This window comes from Streptomyces sp. NPDC006512, assembly GCF_040611935.1.
GTDB lineage: Bacteria > Actinomycetota > Actinomycetes > Streptomycetales > Streptomycetaceae > Streptomyces.
Window position 1 is genome coordinate 1 of sequence record NZ_JBEXPG010000015.1, and the last position, 13,666, is coordinate 13,666.

General features: G+C 72.5%; 12 protein-coding genes and 1 other RNA gene. 9 read left to right on the forward strand and 4 right to left on the reverse strand.

The genetic code is table 11. The annotated features are described in order from the left end of the window. Positions 1–152: 152 nt before the first annotated feature. The gene (locus ABZZ17_RS13200; protein WP_356875218.1) at positions 153–1,163 is read right to left on the reverse strand and encodes a 2-oxoglutarate and iron-dependent oxygenase domain-containing protein; all 1,011 of its coding nucleotides are present in this window, start codon (positions 1,161–1,163) and stop codon (positions 153–155) included. A gap of 315 nt (positions 1,164–1,478) precedes the next feature. On the opposite strand from ABZZ17_RS13200, the gene prfB reads away from it, so the two are divergent. Next, on the forward strand, positions 1,479–2,588 hold the full coding sequence (prfB, locus tag ABZZ17_RS13205; protein ID WP_356875220.1) for a peptide chain release factor 2: 1,110 nt from the start codon (positions 1,479–1,481) through the stop codon (positions 2,586–2,588). Positions 2,589–2,699: 111 nt separating this feature from the next. Here the strand turns inward: prfB and ABZZ17_RS13210 are convergent, their stop codons facing one another. Continuing rightward, positions 2,700–2,891 carry a hypothetical protein gene (locus ABZZ17_RS13210; RefSeq protein WP_356875222.1) on the reverse strand — a complete coding sequence of 64 codons (192 nt, stop codon included), beginning with the start codon at positions 2,889–2,891 and terminating at the stop codon, positions 2,700–2,702. A gap of 223 nt (positions 2,892–3,114) precedes the next feature. Between ABZZ17_RS13210 and ftsE the strand changes: the two genes are divergently transcribed. From ftsE to ssrA, 5 genes are all read left to right on the forward strand, one after another. Then, positions 3,115–3,804: a cell division ATP-binding protein FtsE gene (ftsE, locus tag ABZZ17_RS13215; RefSeq protein ID WP_030240478.1), complete on the forward strand. Its 690-nt coding sequence runs from the start codon at positions 3,115–3,117 to the stop codon at positions 3,802–3,804. 9 nt (positions 3,805–3,813) lie between these two features. Continuing rightward, on the forward strand, positions 3,814–4,794 hold the full coding sequence (gene ftsX, locus ABZZ17_RS13220) for a permease-like cell division protein FtsX (RefSeq protein WP_356875225.1): 981 nt from the start codon (positions 3,814–3,816) through the stop codon (positions 4,792–4,794). Positions 4,795–4,861: 67 nt separating this feature from the next. After that, positions 4,862–6,049, forward strand: a complete 1,188-nt coding sequence (locus ABZZ17_RS13225; protein WP_356875227.1) for a S41 family peptidase — start codon at positions 4,862–4,864, stop codon at positions 6,047–6,049. Between the two features lie 18 nt (positions 6,050–6,067). Beyond that, a complete protein-coding gene (gene smpB / locus ABZZ17_RS13230) occupies positions 6,068–6,553 on the forward strand; it encodes an SsrA-binding protein SmpB (protein WP_356875229.1) in 486 nt (161 codons plus the stop codon). 104 nt (positions 6,554–6,657) lie between these two features. Then, positions 6,658–7,046: a transfer-messenger RNA gene (gene ssrA / locus ABZZ17_RS13235) on the forward strand. A gap of 69 nt (positions 7,047–7,115) precedes the next feature. Here ssrA and ABZZ17_RS13240 read toward each other — a convergent pair. Then, on the reverse strand, positions 7,116–8,462 hold the full coding sequence (locus ABZZ17_RS13240; protein WP_356875231.1) for an SH3 domain-containing protein: 1,347 nt from the start codon (positions 8,460–8,462) through the stop codon (positions 7,116–7,118). A gap of 93 nt (positions 8,463–8,555) precedes the next feature. Beyond that, the gene (locus tag ABZZ17_RS13245; RefSeq protein WP_356875233.1) at positions 8,556–9,824 is read right to left on the reverse strand and encodes an MFS transporter; all 1,269 of its coding nucleotides are present in this window, start codon (positions 9,822–9,824) and stop codon (positions 8,556–8,558) included. 98 nt (positions 9,825–9,922) lie between these two features. Here ABZZ17_RS13245 and ABZZ17_RS13250 point away from each other — a divergent pair, with 98 nt between their 5' ends. The 3 genes from ABZZ17_RS13250 to ABZZ17_RS13260 all read left to right on the forward strand — a co-directional run bounded on the left by ABZZ17_RS13250 (position 9,923) and on the right by ABZZ17_RS13260 (position 13,634). Further along, complete coding sequence (locus tag ABZZ17_RS13250) at positions 9,923–10,891, forward strand: LysR family transcriptional regulator (protein ID WP_356875235.1); 969 nt, start codon at positions 9,923–9,925, stop codon at positions 10,889–10,891. A gap of 96 nt (positions 10,892–10,987) precedes the next feature. After that, positions 10,988–12,358, forward strand: a complete 1,371-nt coding sequence (locus ABZZ17_RS13255) for a nitrate/nitrite transporter (protein WP_356875238.1) — start codon at positions 10,988–10,990, stop codon at positions 12,356–12,358. A gap of 136 nt (positions 12,359–12,494) precedes the next feature. Continuing rightward, positions 12,495–13,634, forward strand: coding sequence for a uroporphyrinogen-III synthase (locus ABZZ17_RS13260; protein WP_356875240.1), 1,140 nt, complete (start codon positions 12,495–12,497; stop codon positions 13,632–13,634). The last annotated feature ends 32 nt before the right edge of the window (positions 13,635–13,666 follow it).

Sequence of the window (13,666 nt, forward strand, 5' to 3'; positions counted from 1 at the left end):
CGGGCTTCCGCCCGGCGCACCGAGAGCACGCACCAGACGCCGCAGGGCCGCCCTCCGGGCGACGACGGGAGTTTGACGACAGGCCCTAGTGCCGTCGAGGTCCTGTCCGCCCGGCGGGGTCCGGCTCGCGCGTTCCCCGGCCGTGTCGCCGGTCAGGCCGTGATCAGCTCCGGGTGCCAGCGGCGGGCCACCGTCGGATGGGCGCGTACCCAGCCCTTCAGCTCGTTGCGGCCGTACTCCGCGTGCAGCGGGTTCGACGCGTCGTGGGCCACGCCCGGGGCCGCGCGGAGGTAGTCCCCGGGGACCGTCTCCACCTCGTACTCCAGCCGCGGGTTGTAGAAGAACGGCACCGAGAACCGCTCCACCGCGCCCGGCGGGCTCACCACCCGGTGGTCGGTCGCCACCAGGTAGCCCTCCGTCGCGATCTCCAGCAGCTCGCCCAGGTTGACCACGAAGGCCCCCGGCATCGGCGGGATCTCGACGTAGCCGCCGTCCCGCACCACCTGGAGCCCGCCCACCCCGTCCTGCAGGAGCAGGGTCAGGAAGCCGTAGTCCTTGTGCGCGCCGACGCCCTGCCCGGCCCCCGACGGGGCGGAGCCGGGGTAGCGGATCAGCTTCGTGTGCAGGTGCGGGCGGTCCGCGAAGGCCGCGTCGAAGAAGCCAGGGTCCGCGCCGATCGAGGCCAGCAGCTCCCGCAGCAGCCGGTGGGCCACCGCCGCGAGCCGTGACTGCCACTCCAGGACCACGTCCCGCAGCTCCGGCAGGGCGGCCGGCCACTGGTTGGGCCCCTCCAGCCACAGGTACGCCGGATCCCCCGGGCCCACCTGCGGAGCGGGCCGTTCCGCGCCCACGTCCAGCTGGTCCCGCCAGTCGGAGGCGCCGCCCGTCAGCTCGTGGCCGATGCGGGTGTAGCCCCGGAAGTGCGGGGAGTTCAGATTGCTCACGGCCAGCCTGTCGGCTTCCGGGAGGGCGAAGAAGGCCCGGGTCAGCTCCAGGATCCGGGCGGTTTCCGACTCACTGATCCCGTGGCCGGTCAGGTACAGGAACCCGGTGTCGCGGGCGGCGGCGTGCAGCTGCTTCAGGAAGTCGCCCCGCTCCGCGGGGTCGTCGGCCCGGGAGAGGTCGATCACGGCCAGGGAGGAGGAGGGGTGCGCGGACGGCATGACGGCTCCGTTTCGGATGTCACAGGGTCCTGTGCCCCAGAGATGGCGGGGCAGGCGGAGGGAGCGGCCGGCCGGCAGGGATGGCGCCGGGACCGCGAGGCCGCGTACAGGACCGAAGTCGGATCGGGGTGGATCAGGCTCGTGCGAGGTCCGGCGGCAGACAGCTCGTCGTGGTGACACGCATGTGGTCCACATGGCGGCGCTTCACGAGTAGAACAGTCATATGAGGAGCGTACGCCCGTACCCACCCCTCTCCGTACGGGCCGATCCGGCCTGACCGGAGAGCGCCGTCCGGGGACCGGCTAGGCTGGACCCGTGGCAGTTGTCGATGTATCCGAAGAGCTGAAGTCCCTCTCCTCGACCATGGGGTCGATCGAGGCCGTCCTGGACCTCGACAAGCTGAGGGCAGATATCGCCGTGCTCGAGGAGCAGGCCGCCGCGCCGTCCCTGTGGGACGACCCGGAAGCCGCCCAGAAGATCACGAGCAAGCTTTCGCACCTCCAGGCCGAGGTCCGCAAGACCGAGAACCTGCGCGGGCGCATCGACGACCTCGCGGTGCTGTTCGAGCTCGCCCAGGAAATGGACGACGCGGACACCCTCGCCGAGGCCGAGACCGAGCTGGTCTCCGTGCGCAAGGCGCTGGACGAGATGGAGGTCCGGACCCTGCTCTCCGGCGAGTACGCCGAGCGCGAGGCCCTGGTCAACATCCGTGCCGAGGCCGGCGGCGTCGACGCCTCCGACTTCGCCGAACGCCTCCAGCGCATGTACCTGCGCTGGGCCGAGCGCCACGGCTACGCGACCGAGGTGTACGAGACCTCGTACGCGGAAGAGGCCGGCATCAAGTCGACCACCTTCGTCGTCAAGGCCCCCTACGCCTACGGCACCCTCTCCGTCGAACAGGGCACCCACCGGCTCGTCCGGATCTCGCCCTTCGACAACCAGGGCCGCCGCCAGACCTCCTTCGCGGGCGTCGAGGTGCTCCCGGTCGTCGAGTCCAGCGACCACGTCGAGATCGACGAGGGCGAGCTGCGCATCGACGTGTACCGCGCCTCCGGCCCCGGCGGCCAGGGCGTCAACACGACCGACTCGGCGGTGCGCATCACGCACCTGCCGACCGGCATCGTCGTCTCCTGCCAGAACGAGCGCTCGCAGATCCAGAACAAGGCCAGCGCGATGAACGTGCTCCAGGCCAAGCTGCTGGAGCGGCGCCGCCAGGAGGAGCAGGCCAAGATGGACGCCCTCAAGGACGGCGGAAGCTCCTGGGGCAACCAGATGCGGTCCTACGTCCTGCACCCGTACCAGATGGTCAAGGACCTGCGGACGGAGTTCGAGGTCGGCAACCCGCAGGCGGTCCTCGACGGCGAGATCGACGGCTTCCTGGAGGCGGGCATCCGCTGGCGCAAGCAGCAGGAGCAGACCGCGTGAGGCGCGTGATCACGAACTGACCGCGTGATCACGAACTGATCGAAGGAAGGGCCCGGACACCCCAAGGTGTCCGGGCCCTTCCCCATTCCGTGTGATCGGGACGTGCCGCGGCTACGCGGTCTGCGCCGCCAGCGCCAGCGCTGCCACCAGCACCACCAGAAGCGCGATGAGTGTCACCGGATTCAGGCCGGCGAAGGGGCCCTCCTGCTGCTGGAGGCGAGCCCGGTTCGCCCGGCACACCGGGCAGCGGCCCTGGCTGACGGGCGCGGCGCAGTTCGCGCACACGAGCCGGTCATATGTCATGCGCTCCTCCTCTCGTCCCCTCGTACAACGGCATGGGGACCGAGTCCGTTCCCCCTACCACTGTGCCAGCTCCGACGGCATTCGGCGCGGCCCGTCGGGCAATCCCGGTCCGGCTGCGCGGGCACCCGGGATAATTCGGGCAACTGCGGTTGGCGGGTCCACACCCACCGTCCGTTCGCGTATGGTCACGCACACCTACTCCCGGCGACCCCGTGGTGCACCCGTGATCCGATTCGACAACGTCTCCAAGTCCTACCCGAAGCAGAACCGCCCCGCACTCAGAGATGTCTCCCTGGACATCGCCAAGGGCGAGTTCGTCTTCCTGGTCGGCTCCTCCGGCTCCGGCAAGTCCACCTTCCTGCGGCTGGTCCTGCGCGAGGAACGGGCCAGTCACGGCCAGGTGCACGTCTTGGGCAAGGACCTCGCCAAGCTCTCCAACTGGAAGGTCCCGCACATGCGGCGCCAGCTGGGGACCGTCTTCCAGGACTTCCGTCTCCTGCCCAACAAGACGGTCGCCGAGAACGTCGCCTTCGCGCAGGAGGTCATCGGCAAACCGCGCGGCGAGATCCGCAAGGCCGTCCCGCAGGTACTGGAGCTCGTCGGCCTGGGCGGCAAGGAGGGCCGGATGCCCGGCGAGCTGTCCGGCGGCGAGCAGCAGCGCGTGGCCATCGCCCGCGCCTTCGTCAACCGCCCCGCCCTGCTGATCGCGGACGAGCCCACGGGCAACCTCGACCCGCAGACCTCCGTCGGGATCATGAAACTGCTGGACCGGATCAACCGGACCGGCACCACCGTGATCATGGCGACGCACGACCAGCAGATCGTGGACCAGATGCGCAAGCGCGTCATCGAACTCGAACAGGGCCGGCTCGTACGCGACCAGTCGCGCGGCGTCTACGGCTACCAGCACTGAAAGGACGCCATGCGCGCCCAGTTCGTCATGTCGGAGATCGGCGTCGGTCTCCGTCGCAATCTCACCATGACCTTCGCGGTCATCATCTCCGTGGCCCTGTCGCTGGCCCTGTTCGGTGGCTCCCTGCTCATGCGCGACCAGGTCAGCGCGATGAAGGGGTACTGGTACGACAAGGTCAACGTCACCGTCTACCTCTGCACCAAGAACGACGCCCTGGAAGCGGCCGGGAACGTCACGGCCGGCGCCCCCGCCGCGGGCGGCGCCTCGGACGCGGTCGGCTCGCCCCGCGCCTGCTCCAAGGGGGCCGTGACCCCCGAGCAGCGGCAGGGCATCGAGACCGAGCTCAAGAAGATGGACCTCGTCCAGAACGTCATCTACGAGTCCTCCGACGAGGCCTACAAGCACTACAAGGAACGCTTCGGGCACACGGCGCTCGCCTCGGTCGTCACCCCCGACCAGATGCCCGACTCCTTCCGCGTCAAGCTGAAGAACCCGGAGAAGTACGAGGTCATCACCTCCGCCTTCACCGGCCGCGACGGGGTCCAGTCCGTCGCCGACCAGAGCTCGCAGCTCGACAACCTCTTCAAGCTGCTCGGCTACCTCAACTGGGCCGCCCTCGGCATCATGCTGATCATGCTGATCGTGGCACTGCTGCTGATCGTCAACACGGTGCGCGTCTCGGCCTTCAGCCGTAGGCGGGAGACGGGCATCATGCGTCTCGTCGGCGCCTCCAGCTTCTACATCCAGGTGCCGTTCATCATGGAAGCGGCCGTCGCGGGCCTCATCGGCGCCGCCCTCGCCTGCGTGATGCTCGGAGCCGGCCAGTACTTCGTGATCGACCACGGGGCCGCGCTCCGCGACAAGCTCGAACTGATCAACTTCATCGGCTGGGACGCCGTCGTCACCAAGCTGCCGCTGGTGCTGGTCATCGGCCTGCTCATGCCCTCTCTGGCCGCCTTCATCGCGTTGCGCAAGTACCTGAAGGTGTGACAAGCGCCCCGTGTGCGGTACGGCCAACCCTCCGTACCGCAGCGGGGCTTGTCCTAGACTCGGCGCCATGCCGGGTCTGCCCGCTCACTGTCTCCGGCCCCGCGACCAGCGTCGCGGGGCCGTCTTGACGTTGGTGTTCCTGACGTCCGTCGCCGCCGCCGCGAGCACCGGATGCTGGGACGCCGCGGACGCCGGAACCCTCGCCCGTACGCACGTTCCCGCGCCCGCCGCCTCCCCCGAGCAGCCCCGGGAGCCCGGCACCGCCGACCGGGAAGCCGTCGCCCGCGCCGCCGCCGAGGCCGTCGCCGAGGGCAAGTCGGGCAAGAAGGCCGCCCAGGAGGTCGTCAGTCGCAGCGGGGACCGCTGGGGCACCGTTTACGACCGGGGCGAGTACGCGGCCTTCGCCGAGGACCTCGACGGCCGCTGGACCGGAGTCGGCCTGTGGGCCGACCGCGACCGGGACGGCCGCATCCGGATCGACCGCGTCCAGCCCGGCAGCCCCGCCGACCGGGCCCGCCTGCGCGCCGGCGACCGGCTGCTGAGCGTCGACGGCCAGGGCGTCACGGGCCTCGCCGTCGCCGACGTCGTGGCCCTGCTGCGCGGGGAGGCGGGCACCCCGGTGGTGCTGCACCTCAGCCGCGACGGCGTGGACCTCACGGAGACCGTCCGCCGGGAGCGGCTGCGCGCCGACCCGGTGACCGTACGCCGCCTCCCGGACGGGATCACCGTCATCAAGGTCGCCTCCTTCACCCGGGGCTCCGGGGAGCGGGTCAAGGCCGCCGTCCGCGAGGCCCCCGCCGGGGCCGGGGTGATGCTGGACCTGCGGGGCAACCCGGGCGGGCTCGTCACCGAGGCGGTGACCGCGGCCTCCGCCTTCCTGGACGGCGGGCTGGTGGCGACGTACGACGTACGGGGCTCCGAGCGCGCCCTGTACGCCGCTCCCGGCGGGGACACCGGCCGGCCCGTGGTGACCCTCGTCGACGCCGGCACGATGAGCGCGGCCGAGCTGGTCACCGGCGCCCTCCAGGACCGCGGCCGCGCGGTGACGGTGGGCACCCGCACCTTCGGCAAGGGCTCGGTGCAGATGCCCACCGAGCTCCCGGACGGCTCCGTGGCGGAGCTGACGGTCGGCACGTACCGCACGCCGGCGGGCCGCAGCCTCGACGGCGGCGGGATCACCCCGGACCTGCCGGCCCGCGAGGGCGCCGAGGAACGGGCGCGCACGGTATTGGGTGGCCGCGGGGTGGGTCCGTAGTGCGAAAATGACCGCACTATGGCTAAGGAAACAGGGCGCAAGCTGATCGCCCAGAACAAGAAGGCGCGGCACGACTACACGATCCTCGACACCTACGAGTGCGGTCTCGTGCTCACGGGCACCGAGGTCAAGTCCCTGCGCCAGGGCAGGGCCTCGCTGGTGGACGGCTTCGTGTCCGTCGAGGGCAACGAGGCGTGGCTGTACAACGTGCACGTCCCCGAGTACAGCCAGGGGACCTGGACCAACCACAGCGCCCGGCGCAAGCGGAAGCTCCTCATGCACCGGGAGGAGATCGACAAGCTGGACCGCAAGTCGCAGGAGTCGGGTCACACGATCGTGCCGCTCGTCCTGTACTTCAAGGACGGTCGCGCGAAGGTCGAGATCGCGCTCGCCAAGGGCAAGAAGGAGTACGACAAGCGGCAGACCCTGCGCGAGAAGCAGGACACCCGCGAGACGAACCGCGCGATCTCGGCGGTCCGGCGCAAGCAGCGCGGTACGGTTTAATCTCCTGGCACGCAGTGGTCCGCTTCGCGTACCATGACGTCAGTGCCTCCCGCTCCGGCGGGTGGGTACGGTGAGCAGGACACAACTGAACAGTGTGTATACATGGGGATGATCGGTTTCGACAGCGGATGTCGATGCAGGGGAAGCGAGCCGAGGAAGCGGCAATGATCTCGCTAACCACATGTCGCAAACAATAATCGCCAACTCCAAGAGCGATAACTCCCGCTTCACCCTCGCTGCCTAATAACAGTGAGCTGAAGCCTCTGTGAGGAGCGTCAGCCCGGAAGTGGTCCCGGTCCGGATCCTGGCGTCAATTAGGGATCTAAACCTCTAGCCCCGGTCACGGGGGTTGGAGGGAAATCAAACAGTGACTGAGCCCGTCGGAGACTTGTCCGCGTGATCTCCGGGGCTGAGAAAAGCGCAGCGGAATGCGCTCGGAGAAGCCCTGCTTCTGCACCGTTGGACGCGGGTTCGATTCCCGCCATCTCCACTCTTCCCATGTAGACGAAGGCCCCGCAGCTCCTGCTGCGGGGCCTTCGTCATGTCCGGGCGGGGCCGGGGATCAGCAGAACGGGACCTTGTTGAGGTTCTGGGCGTAGCGGGCGGCGATCCAGCCGGAGCCGTCGGCGAGCTTGTACCAGATCGAATTGCCGTCGACGCTCTGGCCGTTGACCTTGCACTGGAGGGCGACGACCTTGCCGGTCGGGACCTTGCCCTTCAGGGCGTGCCGGGTGCCGGGGCCGGAGCGGATGCCGAGGCCCTTGCCGGGGGAGACGATGCGGGCCTTCGGGGCGTCGTGGCCACCGTGATCGCCGTGGTCACCGTGACCGCCGTCGCACTTCTTGCAGGTGCCGGGCTTGCCGGGCTTGCCGGGCCCGCCGGTGTCGCCCTTCGGGCCCTGCGGGCCCTGGGGGCCGGCCGGGCCGGGTTCGCCCTGGGGGCCCTTCGGGCCGGGGTGGCCCTTGGAGCCCTTGGGGCCGGCGGGGCCTTGGTCGCCCTTGGCGCCCTTGCGGCCCTGGGGGCCGGCGGGGCCGCGGGTGCCCGGCTCGCCCTTCTCGCCGCGATCGCCCTTCTCCCCCCTCGGTCCCGGGAGGCCGCCGGACGGGCCCTGGTCACCCTTGGGGCCCTGGTCGCCCCGGGGGCCCTGGTCACCTCGGGGACCTTCGTCGCCCCTGGGTCCCTGGGGCCCCTGTTCGCCCGGGGCGCCCTGGGGACCCTGATCGCCCTTCGGGCCCTTGCGGCCCTGGGGGCCGGCCGGGCCGGGGGTGCCGGCCTCGCCGCGGTCGCCCTTGTCGCCCTTGTCCCCCTTCTCGCCCGGCTCGCCCTTCTCGCCCTGGGGGCCGGGGCGGCCCGGCTTGCCGTGGGGGCCGTCGTGGCCCGGCCGGCCGTCGTGCCCGGGCTTGCCGTCGTCGCCCTTGGGGCCGGTCACCGGGGTCGCCACCGCGAACAGCGCGGACTCCTCGGTACCGGCCGCCCACTCACCCCCGTCCAGCGTGGTGCCCTCCGGGGCGTCCGTGTCCACGCGCAGCGCCACCGCGAGCCGGGTCCGGGTGTTCGCCGGGAAGGTGAACCCCGCACGGGTTCCGGCGTCGCAGGTCAGCAGTCGGGCGTCAGAGGAGCGCTCGCACGCACCGCCCGCGCGCTGGCCGTTCCAGTAGAAGCGGGCCTCGGGGAACGTCGTGCGCTCCGGAGCGGTGATGCGGAAGACGCTGCTGCGCACGGCGTCCGCCCCGCCCGAAGCCGCGATGACGACGCGGCCCGTCTTGCCGGGGGCGATCGAGGGGACGTACGGCTGGGAGAAGCGCAGGTCCGAGGAGTCGGCGGCCAGGGCCGGCGCGGCGGGCATCAGGCAGCTGGCGGTGACGGCCGCGACGAACAGGGCCGCGGGCACGGAACGGGAAGCAGGCAAGGGGTGTTCCTCCGCAAAGGGAAGGGCGCTGGGGGAAGACCCCTCAGTTATGGCCGATCCCGCGCGGCGGCGGTGAGTACCACGCGGGAACGATCACTCGGCCGCCGGATCAAAACGTCCCGCCACGGCGGCCGGCAGGGCCAGGAGCGCCAGCAGGGCGGCCGCGGCGGGCAGCGCGTACGCCGCCGTCGTGCCGAAGTGGTCGACGGTCAGGCCGGCCGTGGCCGAGCCGGCGGCGATGCCCCCGAGGACGGCGGTGACGGCGAGGGTCATGCCCTCGTTCTGCCGCCCGCGCGGGGTGGCCCGCTGGACCAGGGCCATCGCGGTGACCATCGCCGGGGCCGTCGCCGCGCCCGCCAGCAGCAGCGCGCAGCCCAGCAGGACGAGGGAACCGGCGCCGGCGGCGGCCCAGGGCAGCGCCATCGCCGCGGCCAGGGCGAGCAGGCACGTCCGCAGGCTCCGGGGGCGCCGGGTGCCGTAGAGCAGCCCGGCCGCGCAGGAGCCCGCCGCCTGGAGGGCGAGGACGGGTCCGGTGGCGGCGCCGAGCCCCTGCGCTCCGAGGTGCGCGATCGAGGTGACCTCCATCGAGCCGAAGACGGCCCCGGTGGCGACGAACAGGGCGAGCAGCGGCAGCAGCCGGCGCAGCAGGGAAGGGCCGGCGGCGGGCCGCGCGGCGGCGGGCGGCGGCTGGGTGGCGCGGTGCGCGGTGAACACCGTCATGCCGGTCAGGAGCAGGACCGCGCCGACGAGGGTGCCCGCCTCCGGGAACACGGCCGTGCACAGGAAGGCCGCCGCCACCGGGCCGAGCAGGTAGCAGAGTTCGTCGGCGGCCTGTTCGAAGGACATCGCCGTGTGGTGCGAGGACGGGGGCAGCAGGTGCGTCCAGCGGGCCCGGGACATGCCGCCGATGTTGGGGGTGGTGGCGGTCGCCGCGTACGAGGCGAACAGGGTCCAGGCGGGGGCCTGCGTACGCACGCACAGGACCAGGGACAGCGAGCCGAGGACCGCGATCGCGGTGGCGGGCAGGGCGATCCGGGCCTGTCCGTACCGGTCGACCAGCCGGGCGGTCCACGGCGCGACGAGGGCGGTCGCCGCCAGGCCGGTCGCGGTGACCGCGCCGGCGAGGGCGTACGAGCCGCGCTGGCCCGCGATCATCAGGACGGCGCTGATCCCGAACATGCCCATGGGGAGGCGGGCGATGAGGTTCCCGGCGGTGAAACCGCGGGTGCCGGGTAGGGCGAACAGCCGCCGGTACGGGCCCGGGGCGCGGGTGCGGGCACGGGAAGGGGCGGCGGCGGGGGAGCGGGTGGTCAGGACCAGGGTGCTGCCGGTCACGGCCATGAGCGGGTTCTTCTGCGGCATGCCCCGAGCCTGCGGCCCGCCCCCGGCGGCGGTCCAACACCTGTTCGCAGGCCATTCACCGCTTCCTGTTGTCAATCCCCGGTTGTTAATCTCCGGGGATGCCCTCCCGCGATGTGGACCCCCGGCTGCTGCGCGGCTTCGTCGCCGTCGCCGAGGAACTCCACTTCTCCCGCGCCGCCGCCCGCCTCTACGTCGCCCAGCAGGCGCTGAGCCGCGACGTCCGCCGGCTCGAACAGAGCCTCGGGGCGGGCCTGTTCGTCCGTACGACCCGGGCCGTGGAACTCACCCCCGAGGGCGAGCGGCTGCTCCCGTACGCCCGCGAGGTGCTGCGCGCGCACGAGGAACTCGCCGCCGCCTTCACCGGCCCGCCCCGCGCCCTCCTCGTCGACGTGAACACCGACGGGCCCGGCACCGGCCGCCGCGTCCTGGAACGGGCCCGCGAGCTCGCCCCCGGCTGCGAGCTGATGGCCCGCTTCGAGAGCGGCCTCACCCACGCCGCCGGGGAGATCGTCGCCGGCCGGCTCGACGTCTCCTTCGGGTACGCGGACGGCCTGGACCCGGCGCTGCGCGCGCGCCTCGCGCACCGGCCCGTACGGTACGAACCGCTCGCCGTACTGCTGCCCGACGGGCACGCGCTGGCCGCGCGGGACGACGTACCGCTGGCCGCGCTGGCCGGGGAGAGCGTGTACACGGGCGCCGGGAACCCGCGCACCCGGGAGTGGACGCGGCTGGCCGGCGAACTGTTCGCCGGGCGGGGCATCGCGTCGGCGCCCCCCGCCCCCGTCGCGGTGGGCAAGGAGGAGTTCGGGCGGGTCATGGCCAAGACCCGCAACCCGGTCCTGGTCACCGTCGGCTTCCCCGACATGCCCGGATCCGTGAAACGGCCCCTCGTCGACCCCGTACCGCTGTCCCCGCTGGCCATGGTCTGGCGCCGGGGCCTGCGCCACCCCGGCCTCGACGCCCTGCTCCGCGCCGCCGAGGAACTCCAGGGCCCGGCCGGCTGGCTGGAAGTACCGCCGGGCAGCTGGTTGCCCGCCGCACTCACACCGGGCGCCGACAGCGGGTGAGTGCAAGGTTTCCCGCCGGTCATCCGGCGGGGACCGGGGCCGAAACGCGCCCTTCCTACGGTCTTCCCACGGACGCGACAGCTGTGGAGGCGTGTGATGACCGGTACGACCGCACCGCGCAGGGGAGGCCGCTGGATCGAGCGGTGGGACCCCGAGGACGAGACGTTCTGGAAGGAGACCGGCGAGAAGACCGCCCGCCGCAACCTCCTCTACTCCGTGCTCTCCGAACACATCGGCTTCTCCATCTGGTCGATGTGGTCGGTGATGGTCCTCTTCATGGGCCCCCAGTACGGCATCGACCCGGCCGGGAAGTTCTTCCTCATCGCCACCGCGACCTTCGTCGGAGCCCTCGTACGGGTGCCCTACACCTTCGCCGTCGCCCGCTTCGGCGGCCGCAACTGGACCGTCGTCAGCGCCCTGCTGCTCCTCGCGCCGACCGTGGCCGCGCTCGTCGTCATGGAGCCCGGCACCCCGTACGCGACCTTCGTGGCCGTGGCGGCGCTGACCGGCGTGGGCGGCGGCAACTTCGCCTCCTCGATGACGAACATCAACGCCTTCTTCCCGCTCCGCAAGAAGGGCTGGGCCCTCGGCCTCAACGCGGGCGGCGGCAACATCGGCGTCCCCGTCGTCCAGCTCGCCGCCCTCCTGGTCATCGCGACCGCAGGCGCCGGCCACCCCCGCCTCCTGCTCGCCGCCTACCTCCCGCTGATCGTCGCCGCGGCCGTACTGGCCCTCACCCGCATGGACAACCTGGCGCCCGTGCGCAACGACGCGGGGGCCCTGCGCGAAGCCGCCCGCGACGCGCACACCTGGATCATGGCGTTCCTGTACGTCGGCACCTTCGGGTCCTTCATCGGCTACAGCTTCGCCTTCGGGCTGGTCCTCCAGACCCAGTTCGGCCGCACCCCCCTCCAGGCCGCCTCGCTCACCTTCCTCGGCCCGCTCCTCGGCTCCCTCGTACGGCCCGTCGGCGGCGCGCTCGCCGACCGGATCGGCGGCGCGCGGATCACCCTGGCGGTGTTCGTCGCCATGGCGGCGGCGACCGGCGTGGTCGTCCTCGCCTCCGTACGGGAATCGCTGCCCGTCTTCCTCGTCGGATTCGTGGCCCTCTTCGCGCTCAGCGGCGTCGGCAACGGCTCCACCTACAAGATGATCCCCGGCATCTTCCAGGCCAAGGCCCTGGCCCGCGGCACGAGCGGCGAGGAAGCGGCCGCGTACGGGCGACGCCTCTCCGGCGCCGCCATGGGCCTGATCGGCGCCGTCGGCGCGCTCGGCGGACTCGGCATCAACCTGGTCTTCCGGGAGGCCTTCGCCTCCTCCGGATCCGGCAGCGCCGCCTTCGTCACCTTCCTCGGCTTCTACGCCGTGTGCTGCGCCGTCACCTGGGCGGTATACCTTCGCCGGCCCGCCCGGACGCCGGCCCCCGCGGCGGGAACGGAGGCGGAACCGCAGCTCACCAGCGTGTGACGGCGCTCTCGTGCCGGGCGGCGTTACGGCACCGAAATGCGGTGGAACCGAGCCCGACACGACGGCTTGACAGGCTCGGTCCCCGCGACGAGACACCCACCCCACCGGGCAAGCACAGCCGAGGCAGGTCACCACGATGGACGACGCACCGCACACCGGCCCGCTCGCCGGGTTCACCATCGGAGTCACCGCCGCCCGCCGGGCGGACGAACTCATCGCCCTGCTGAAGCGGCGCGGCGCGGCCGTCGTGCACGCCCCCGCCCTGCGGATCGTGCCCCTGGCCGACGACGGCGAACTGCTGGCCGCCACCAAGGAACTCGTCGACAGCCCCCCGGACGCCGTGGTCGCCACCACCGCGATCGGCTTCCGGGGCTGGATCGAAGCCGCCGACGGCTGGGGGATCGGCGAGGACCTCCTCGCCCGGCTCCGCGCGACCGAACTGCTGGCCCGCGGCCCCAAGGTCAAGGGCGCCGTACGGGCCGCCGGGCTCGTCGAGTCCTGGTCCCCGCAGTCCGAATCCCTCGCCGAGGTACTGGACCGGCTGCTCGACGGCGGGGTGGCGGGGCGGCGCATCGCCCTCCAGCTGCACGGCGAACCCCTGCCCGGCTTCGTCGAGGCGCTGCGCGACGGCGGCGCCGACGTCGTGCCCGTACCGGTGTACCGGTGGATGCCGCCGGAGGACCTCGCGCCCCTGGACCGGCTCCTCGACGCGGTCGCCGTGGGCGCGGTCGACGCCGTCAGCTTCACCTCCGCGCCCGCCGCCGCCTCCCTGCTGTCCCGGGCCGGGGAACGCGGACTGCGGGAGGCCGTACTGGAGGCCCTGCGCGGGCCCGCCCTGGCCGCCTGCGTCGGCCCCGTCACCGCCCTGCCCCTCCAGGCCGAGGGCGTCACCACCGTCCAGCCCGAACGCTTCCGCCTCGGTCCGCTCGTCCAGCTGCTCTGCCGCGAACTGCCCGGCCGGGCCCGGGTCCTGCCCGTCGCCGGACACCGCCTGGAGATCCGGGGGCACGCCGTACTCGTCGACGCCGCCCTGCGGCCCGTTCCCCCGGCCGGGATGGCCCTGCTGCACGCCCTGGCCCGGCGGCCCGGCTGGGTCGTGTCCCGGGCCGACCTGCTGCGGGCGCTGCCGGGAGCGGGCCGCGACGAGCACGCCGTCGAGACGGCGATGGCCCGGCTGCGGGCGGCCCTGGGGGTGCCGATGCTGATCCAGACCGTCGTCAAGCGGGGGTACCGGCTGTCGGTGGACGCGGGGGGCGAGGACCGCTTCGGGAGGTGAGCGGGCCGGGGGAGGCGGACGGCTGGGCAGGG